The following is a 6,669-nucleotide window of genomic DNA, read 5'->3' on the forward strand; positions in this document are numbered from 1 at the left end:
ATCTAATTCTTCTAAAAAGTCTTTTATTATATTCCTTCCAAGTTCATCAGTCGATTCTTTAACTACCTCAACAAGTTTTGTAAAATCCCATTCTTTTGACAGCATTTCTTCTACATTTTTTATTAATTTAGTAGTGAAATTTATTAAATGTTGTTGTATAATATCATGTTGTATAATATTATTCAAAAGAGACACCCCCTTATTGATTTGTGTTTTTTCCACTTTTTATTTTACCACAGGGGTTGTCTCTTTTAAATTTTTTGTCCTTTTTCGTCCTACAATAATTTTACACTATGAATTTGCTATATAATTAAATAAAAGTGCTATAATTTTTAGAATTATGTGTTAAATTATAAACAATAGGTTAGGTGATGATATGGGAAAAAAAACGATGATTTCTATGGCTGTTGTAAGAAGATTACCTAAATATTATAGGTATCTTGGTGAACTTTTAAGAAATGACGTAGAGAGGATTTCATCAAAGGAGCTTTCAGAGAGAATCGGTTTTACAGCATCTCAAATAAGACAGGACCTTAATAACTTTGGAGATTTTGGACAACAGGGTTATGGATATAATGTAAGGGCATTATATGAGGAGATAGGAAAAATTTTGGGGCTTAATAAAAATTATAATACCGTTATTGTTGGAGCGGGAAACATAGGCCAGGCAGTTGCAAATTATACAAACTTTGAAAGGTTAGGGTTTCACTTAGTTGGTATATTTGACAGAAACCCCAAACTAATAGGAATTAGCATAAGGGATAAGGTTATACAGGATGTTGATAATTTAGAAGAATTTTTGAAAAATAACCATGTGGATATTGGAATAATATGTGTTCCAAAGGAACAGGCTCAAAAGATAGCTGATATTTTTGTAAAATGTGGCATTAAGGCAATATGGAACTTTGCTCCAACCGACTTAAATGTTCCTGACGATGTTATAGTTGAAAATGTTCATTTAAGTGAAAGCTTGTTAACTTTAAGTTACAGGCTTAATGAGGCGGAACTTTTTAAGGAAAAAATTGGGCGTTGATTAAGGCCCAATTTTTTTTTATAATAAACTTAACTAATTGTCGAAAAATTGCATCTTTAAGGGGGATGTAGCAATTGAAAATATTAAGGGTTACAACTAGTATTTTTCTTATTTTAGTAGTAATGGTTTTTCAATTTAGCAACTTAAAAACAAATGCAGCCAGCTTCAAACCATATCGGATGCAGGTCGTTTCTAATTATGTCAATATTCGAAGTCTTCCAAGTTTAAGATCAAAGGTAGTAGGAAAATATACTAAGGGGACAGTTTTTACTGTTATAGGAAAGTCAGGAAGTTTTGTTAAGACTAATAAAGGATATGTCTATAATAGTTCAAAATATATAAAGATATATTCTTCAAATAGTGGACAAGCATTTAAAAGTTATAAAGTAATAGTTAAGAGTTCAACTTTAAATATAAGGAAGTTACCTTCCCTTAATAGTCCAATTGTTGGGAAGTATTATAGAGGTAATATTGTAACGATTATAGGGGTATCAGGAAGCTTTTTAAGAACAAATAAGGGATATATTCATAAGGATTATGTTACAGTTTATACTCCAAATAGAGAAGAAAATCCATTGGTTGGAAGATATATCAAAATAAAAGAAGATATATTTATGTTAAAGCAAACCGATGAAACTCAAAGCGATAGAATGCTTTTAAAGGATGAAGTTTACAAAATTCTTGGAATAGAGGGCGATTATTTTAAAATAATCATGGGAAGTTTAGCAGGGTATATCCATAAGGATAATGTTGAATTATTAAATGATGTTCCAAATAAGAAAATAACTTTAGCTTGGCAGTATGTTTATAATAGATCAAAAAATATTTATACCTACGATGAAGATACGGATTATGTAAATATAAAATCTTCACAATTAGGACTTGATGTCCTATCGCCGACTTGGTTTGACATTGAAGGGGATTATAAAAATCCATCAAGCATTTATGTGGCTGATAATGCCGACTTGGAATATGTAAAAAGAGCCCATAAGAATGGATATGAGGTTTGGCCAAGATTTGCAGAGTTTAATGCAGAAAGGGCCTATGTGGTATTTACAAATCCTACGATAAGAAAAAAAGTAATAGATAGTATAGTGTCCCTTGCAAGGCAGTATGATGTGGATGGGATAAACATAGATTTTGAGGCATTAGGAATGAAAAATAAAGGCCATTTTACTGCCTTTGTAAAGGATTTGTCATCTGAACTTAAAAAATATAATATGGCTGTTTCGGTAGATGTTACGAGGATTTCAACTTCAGATACATGGTCAAGATGGTATGATAGATCAGCTTTAATCAATTATGTAGACTATATGATATTAATGGCCTATGATGAACATGTTGCGGAATCAAAAACTCCAGGTTCTGTAGGATCATTCCCTTGGGTTAAGTCGTCTATTGAGGAGTTATTAAATTTGGGTATCCCTAAGGAAAAGTTGATACTTGGTGTTCCCTTTTATTTAAGACTTTATAAAACTGTAACGATAAATAATCCCTATGTTACTGTAGCTATTACTTCAACAAACGTTCCTATTTATGTTAATGCAAATACAAGTAGCACCAAGATTGCAACCACAACAAAAGGCAATTCATATAAACTGATTGAGGAACTTACAAGCTGGTATAAGATAGAAGCTGACGGCAAAATAGGATATATCCCAAAATCCTATGCCATGAAGATCATCGCAAATAAACCAACAGATATTGTGGTATCCTCCCAGGCAATAACAACTAAAAAAGCTTATGAGTTGATGAATCAGTATGGTGGACAAGTTTATTTTGACGATAAGGCAAAGCAAAATGTTATTGAATATAATTTAGACGGATACAAATATATAGTATGGCTTGAGGATGAAACTTCAATGGCTTGGAGAATTGATTTTATAAGACAGTATGATTTAGCTGGTTCTGGAGCATGGAGCCTTGGATGGGAGGATAGAAGCCTTTGGAATATTATAAAGGAGAAGCTTAAATAAACCAGGTTTGCCTGGTTTATTTTTTTGTCATAAGGTATAATAGGGATGAGAAATTGGTTAAGAGGTGATGACATGGAGTTAAGAGAGTATGATAAGGGTTTATTTATAAAAAATGCTACGGATTTTGAGCCTGAACATATATTTGAGTGTGGGCAATGCTTTAGATGGAATAAATATGAAAACGGATATATAGGAGTTGTATCTGGAAGGGTAGCTTTTGTGTATAAAAAAGATGGCGACGTTTATATAGAGGGAGGAAAAAAGGAGGATGAGGACTATTGGAGGAAGTATTTTGACCTTGATAGGGACTATGGAAAAATAAAGGAAAGACTAAGGGAGGATGAGATTTTAAAAGAGGCCGTTGAACACGGATATGGTATTAGACTTTTAAATCAGGAGCCCTTTGAAACCTTGATATCCTTTATAATTTCAGCAAACAATAGAATCCCCATGATTAAAAAAGCTGTTGATAATATATCTAAAAGATTTGGAAAGAAAATTATATTTAAAGATATGGAATTTTACTCTTTCCCCAGCATAGAAGAATTAAAGGAGGCCTCCATAGATGAGCTTGAAGAGTGCGGAACTGGATTTAGAGCAGTTTACATATATGAGGCTGTTAAGAGAATATACGAAGAAAATATAAGGTTAGATGAAATAATGACCCTTGATACGGATGCTGCACAGGAAAAGCTTTTGCAGTTTAAGGGAGTTGGACCTAAGGTTGCCGACTGTGTCTTGCTCTTTTCAATGCAAAAGTATGACGCCTTCCCTGTGGATGTTTGGGTTAAAAGGATAATGCAAAGGTTTTATCTTGCCCCTGATGTGAGCTTAAAAAGAATTAGAGAATTTGGAAGGCAAAGATTTGGAGATTTAGCAGGTTTTGCACAGCAATATCTTTTTTATTATGCGAGGGAAAAGAGGGTTTAATTTTTTTTAGTTTGTTAATAATTATAGATAGCATTCCAAAAGGGGGGCTATCTATGGAAAAAATTAAACTAATTGATTCTATTTGTCCAACCAGCTTTGATTTCTATGAAGATAAGATATATTATTTCGATAAACCCAATAAGCATGAGGGTTTGTTTTGCTGTCAGGATGATGAAAAAAGAGTGATAGAAGAGGTTTTAGATGGCTTTGGATTAGTAAGAAAAAATATAAGGATATTTTATAGGGTTTATGATAAAAAAACGGATGTTTACATAAAATCAGATGAAGAAAAAAGGCTTCTATTGGATGGAGTATTCTTTGATTTTCACTTTTATGGGAATTACCTTTATTGCCTTGGAAGGGTTTCGGATATTTCTGTTATTAAGGTTTTAAATCAAAACCTTAATGAAGTTAAGAATATTTATATTGCAGACCTTCTTTTTACCAGCACCTTTTTGGTTATGGATAATTACCTTTACATTGCTGGTTTTGATAAGGATAATAATTTTAAAGTTATAAAGATAAACTATTTTGGCAAACGAATTGAAGGGTGGGATATTAACTATAAAAGCAGGGATGAAATTATTGCCAAGATTTTTATTATCCAAAATAGTTTTGTCCTTCATATTACGGGGAAAAAGGATAAGATATTAATTTGTGATTTTAATGGGAAAAATTCTACTATAATATATCCTCAAAAATTTGGATTGGATGCTTTTGTGGATATTCAGGCTTATGATGATAAGATTTTTGTATTAAATAAGGATTTGATTTATGAGTTTAACTTTAAAGAGTTTTTATGTGGGAAGGAATGGCTCCTATATAACCTTCAAACAGATATTTTAAAATATAAATATCTATTATATTCAGTTGGACTAAAGAAGGACTTAATTATTGATTTTTCGCTTTCCTTGATAAATTCTTTTATTATTGTTTTAGTTACCCACCAAAGGGATTTTAAATTATTTTTATCAATCTTTGGAATAAACTATTTTATAATTTCAAATATATTAAATTTTACTCATCTACTTTTTAAGGATGAGAGAATAAACAGGATCTTAGAAATTTTTGACTATAATATCAATTTAACATTAGTTCCCTTTTCTTTCTTTATTTACTTTTCTTCAATTTTTAATTTATATTTTGAATTTAAATGGCAAATATTAATAATGTTGTTCTTTTTAATTTTAGGAGATTATTATATATGCAGAAGCATAAAGGGGAAAAAATTTGACTATGCCGTTGAGCTTTTAGAATACAAAAATGAAGGATTAAGGCTCTATATCATGGATAGGATTGAGGAGCTTTTGAAGTTAGGTAAAAGTAAAGTTTTTGTTTCTATTAGCATTGATAAATTAAATTCAGATATTTTAGCACGATATCAAAAAACAAGGAGAGTAATTTTAAGGGATGGGTTTAGTTATCAAATATCAAATAATATTATTAATTCTACAATTGACTTTACTAAACGAGATATTAGATACTCAAGATTTTCTATACTAATGGATTATTTTAGCTTTATAAGGAACTATACAAAAATTAATGAGATTAGAATACTACCAGAAAATGAGCAAAATGAAGAAAATAAGTGAAATAATAAGATAAATTAATATAATTTCTTATATAAGCATATTTTAATAAAATGCCTTAATAATAGAAATTTGATAATATTATTCCAATTCTTTAATATTAAAAGTGTGATTAGCACTCAATAAGAGTGAGTGCTAACAAGAGGATTACATAGTAACCAATATACATTAAAATAAAAATATACGTAAGGAGGGGTATCGATGAAACTTAGACCACTTGGTGACAGAGTTGTTATCAAGAAGATTGAAGCTGAAGAAACTACAAAGAGCGGTATAGTTTTACCAGGAAGTGCAAAGGAAAAGCCACAAATGGCTGAAGTTATCGCCATCGGTCCAGATGTTAACAGAGATGACAAGGTAGTTTTAAATGTTGGTGATAAGGTAATCTTCTCAAAGTATTCAGGAAACGAAGTAAAGCTTGATGGAGAAGAATATACTATATTAAATTTAAGCGACATTCTTGCAGTTATAGAATAATTATAGAGATGAGCATAATTGATAAAAAATAAAATAATTAATGTCAAATAGTTCCAATTTTTAAGAATGGCAGCTTAAATACTTTAAATTAAAGTTAAATTAAGAACAAAAGAGCTCCAAAAAGGGTAGACTACCCCCTTGGTAAAATTTGCTGATTTAAAAATTAATTTAAAAGCTTGTTTAAGCCATTCTTCTAAATCCCGATAGAGATTTAAATTTATCAACACAGCCAGATTTTATGGCAGCAATTGCAACAGTTAAAAGACAAATATGTCCGATTGTATTTAGATTAGTAACAGAGTTAATATTTCTAACATAAGCTTGCTCAGTATTGAGATTTTTCCATCTAGAATTGTATCTTTCTGATTCAGTTCTTAGGCTATATATTTTTTTAAAAAATATAGAATCACGATTTATAGAGGACCTATAATCAGTCCCAATGGTTATGTATTTTACACAGCCTCTGTTTTTCTTACCATTAAAGTATTTATCATGCTTACAAGGACATAAAGAGTCATCCTTGGAAGTTCTAAAAGGACAGCAAAATTTTTGCTTAATATATGAATCAAAATATTGTTTACCATCTTTATGCATAGGTAAGCCGGCATCGCAAATGACATTACCTTTTGATGTTAAATTATGTTTCTTAGTGCCACGCTTATTT

6 protein-coding genes and 1 pseudogene are annotated in these 6,669 nt (G+C 30.5%); 5 read left to right on the plus strand and 2 right to left on the minus strand.

All coding sequences use genetic code 11. The features are described 5' to 3' along the window. Positions 1-186, minus strand: a 186-nt coding sequence (locus Q3V94_RS13185) for a UPF0236 family protein (RefSeq protein ID WP_303524714.1), incomplete at its 3' end; no start/stop codon positions are given. A 190-nt stretch (positions 187-376) separates the two neighbouring features. Here Q3V94_RS13185 and Q3V94_RS13190 point away from each other — a divergent pair. The 5 genes from Q3V94_RS13190 (at position 377) to groES (ending at position 6,005) form a co-directional block, all read left to right on the plus strand. After that, a complete protein-coding gene (locus Q3V94_RS13190; protein WP_008909810.1) occupies positions 377-1,033 on the plus strand; it encodes a redox-sensing transcriptional repressor Rex in 657 nt (218 codons plus the stop codon). A 74-nt stretch (positions 1,034-1,107) separates the two neighbouring features. Continuing rightward, on the plus strand, positions 1,108-3,009 hold the full coding sequence (locus Q3V94_RS13195; RefSeq protein WP_303528428.1) for a glycosyl hydrolase family 18 protein: 1,902 nt from the start codon (positions 1,108-1,110) through the stop codon (positions 3,007-3,009). A 72-nt stretch (positions 3,010-3,081) separates the two neighbouring features. Beyond that, on the plus strand, positions 3,082-3,939 hold the full coding sequence (locus Q3V94_RS13200) for a DNA-3-methyladenine glycosylase (protein WP_303528430.1): 858 nt from the start codon (positions 3,082-3,084) through the stop codon (positions 3,937-3,939). A 53-nt stretch (positions 3,940-3,992) separates the two neighbouring features. Continuing rightward, a complete protein-coding gene (locus Q3V94_RS13205) occupies positions 3,993-5,531 on the plus strand; it encodes a hypothetical protein (protein ID WP_303528432.1) in 1,539 nt (512 codons plus the stop codon). A 198-nt stretch (positions 5,532-5,729) separates the two neighbouring features. Next, positions 5,730-6,005 carry a co-chaperone GroES gene (gene groES / locus Q3V94_RS13210; protein ID WP_008909805.1) on the plus strand — a complete coding sequence of 92 codons (276 nt, stop codon included), beginning with the start codon at positions 5,730-5,732 and terminating at the stop codon, positions 6,003-6,005. 180 nt (positions 6,006-6,185) lie between these two features. On the opposite strand, the pseudogene Q3V94_RS13215 reads toward groES, so the two are convergent. Further along, a pseudogene (locus Q3V94_RS13215) lies at positions 6,186-6,669 on the minus strand (IS4/IS5 family transposase); the annotation flags it as partial.

This window comes from Caloramator sp. CAR-1 (assembly GCF_030546345.1).
In the GTDB taxonomy this organism is placed as follows: domain Bacteria; phylum Bacillota; class Clostridia; order Clostridiales; family Caloramatoraceae; genus Caloramator; species Caloramator australicus.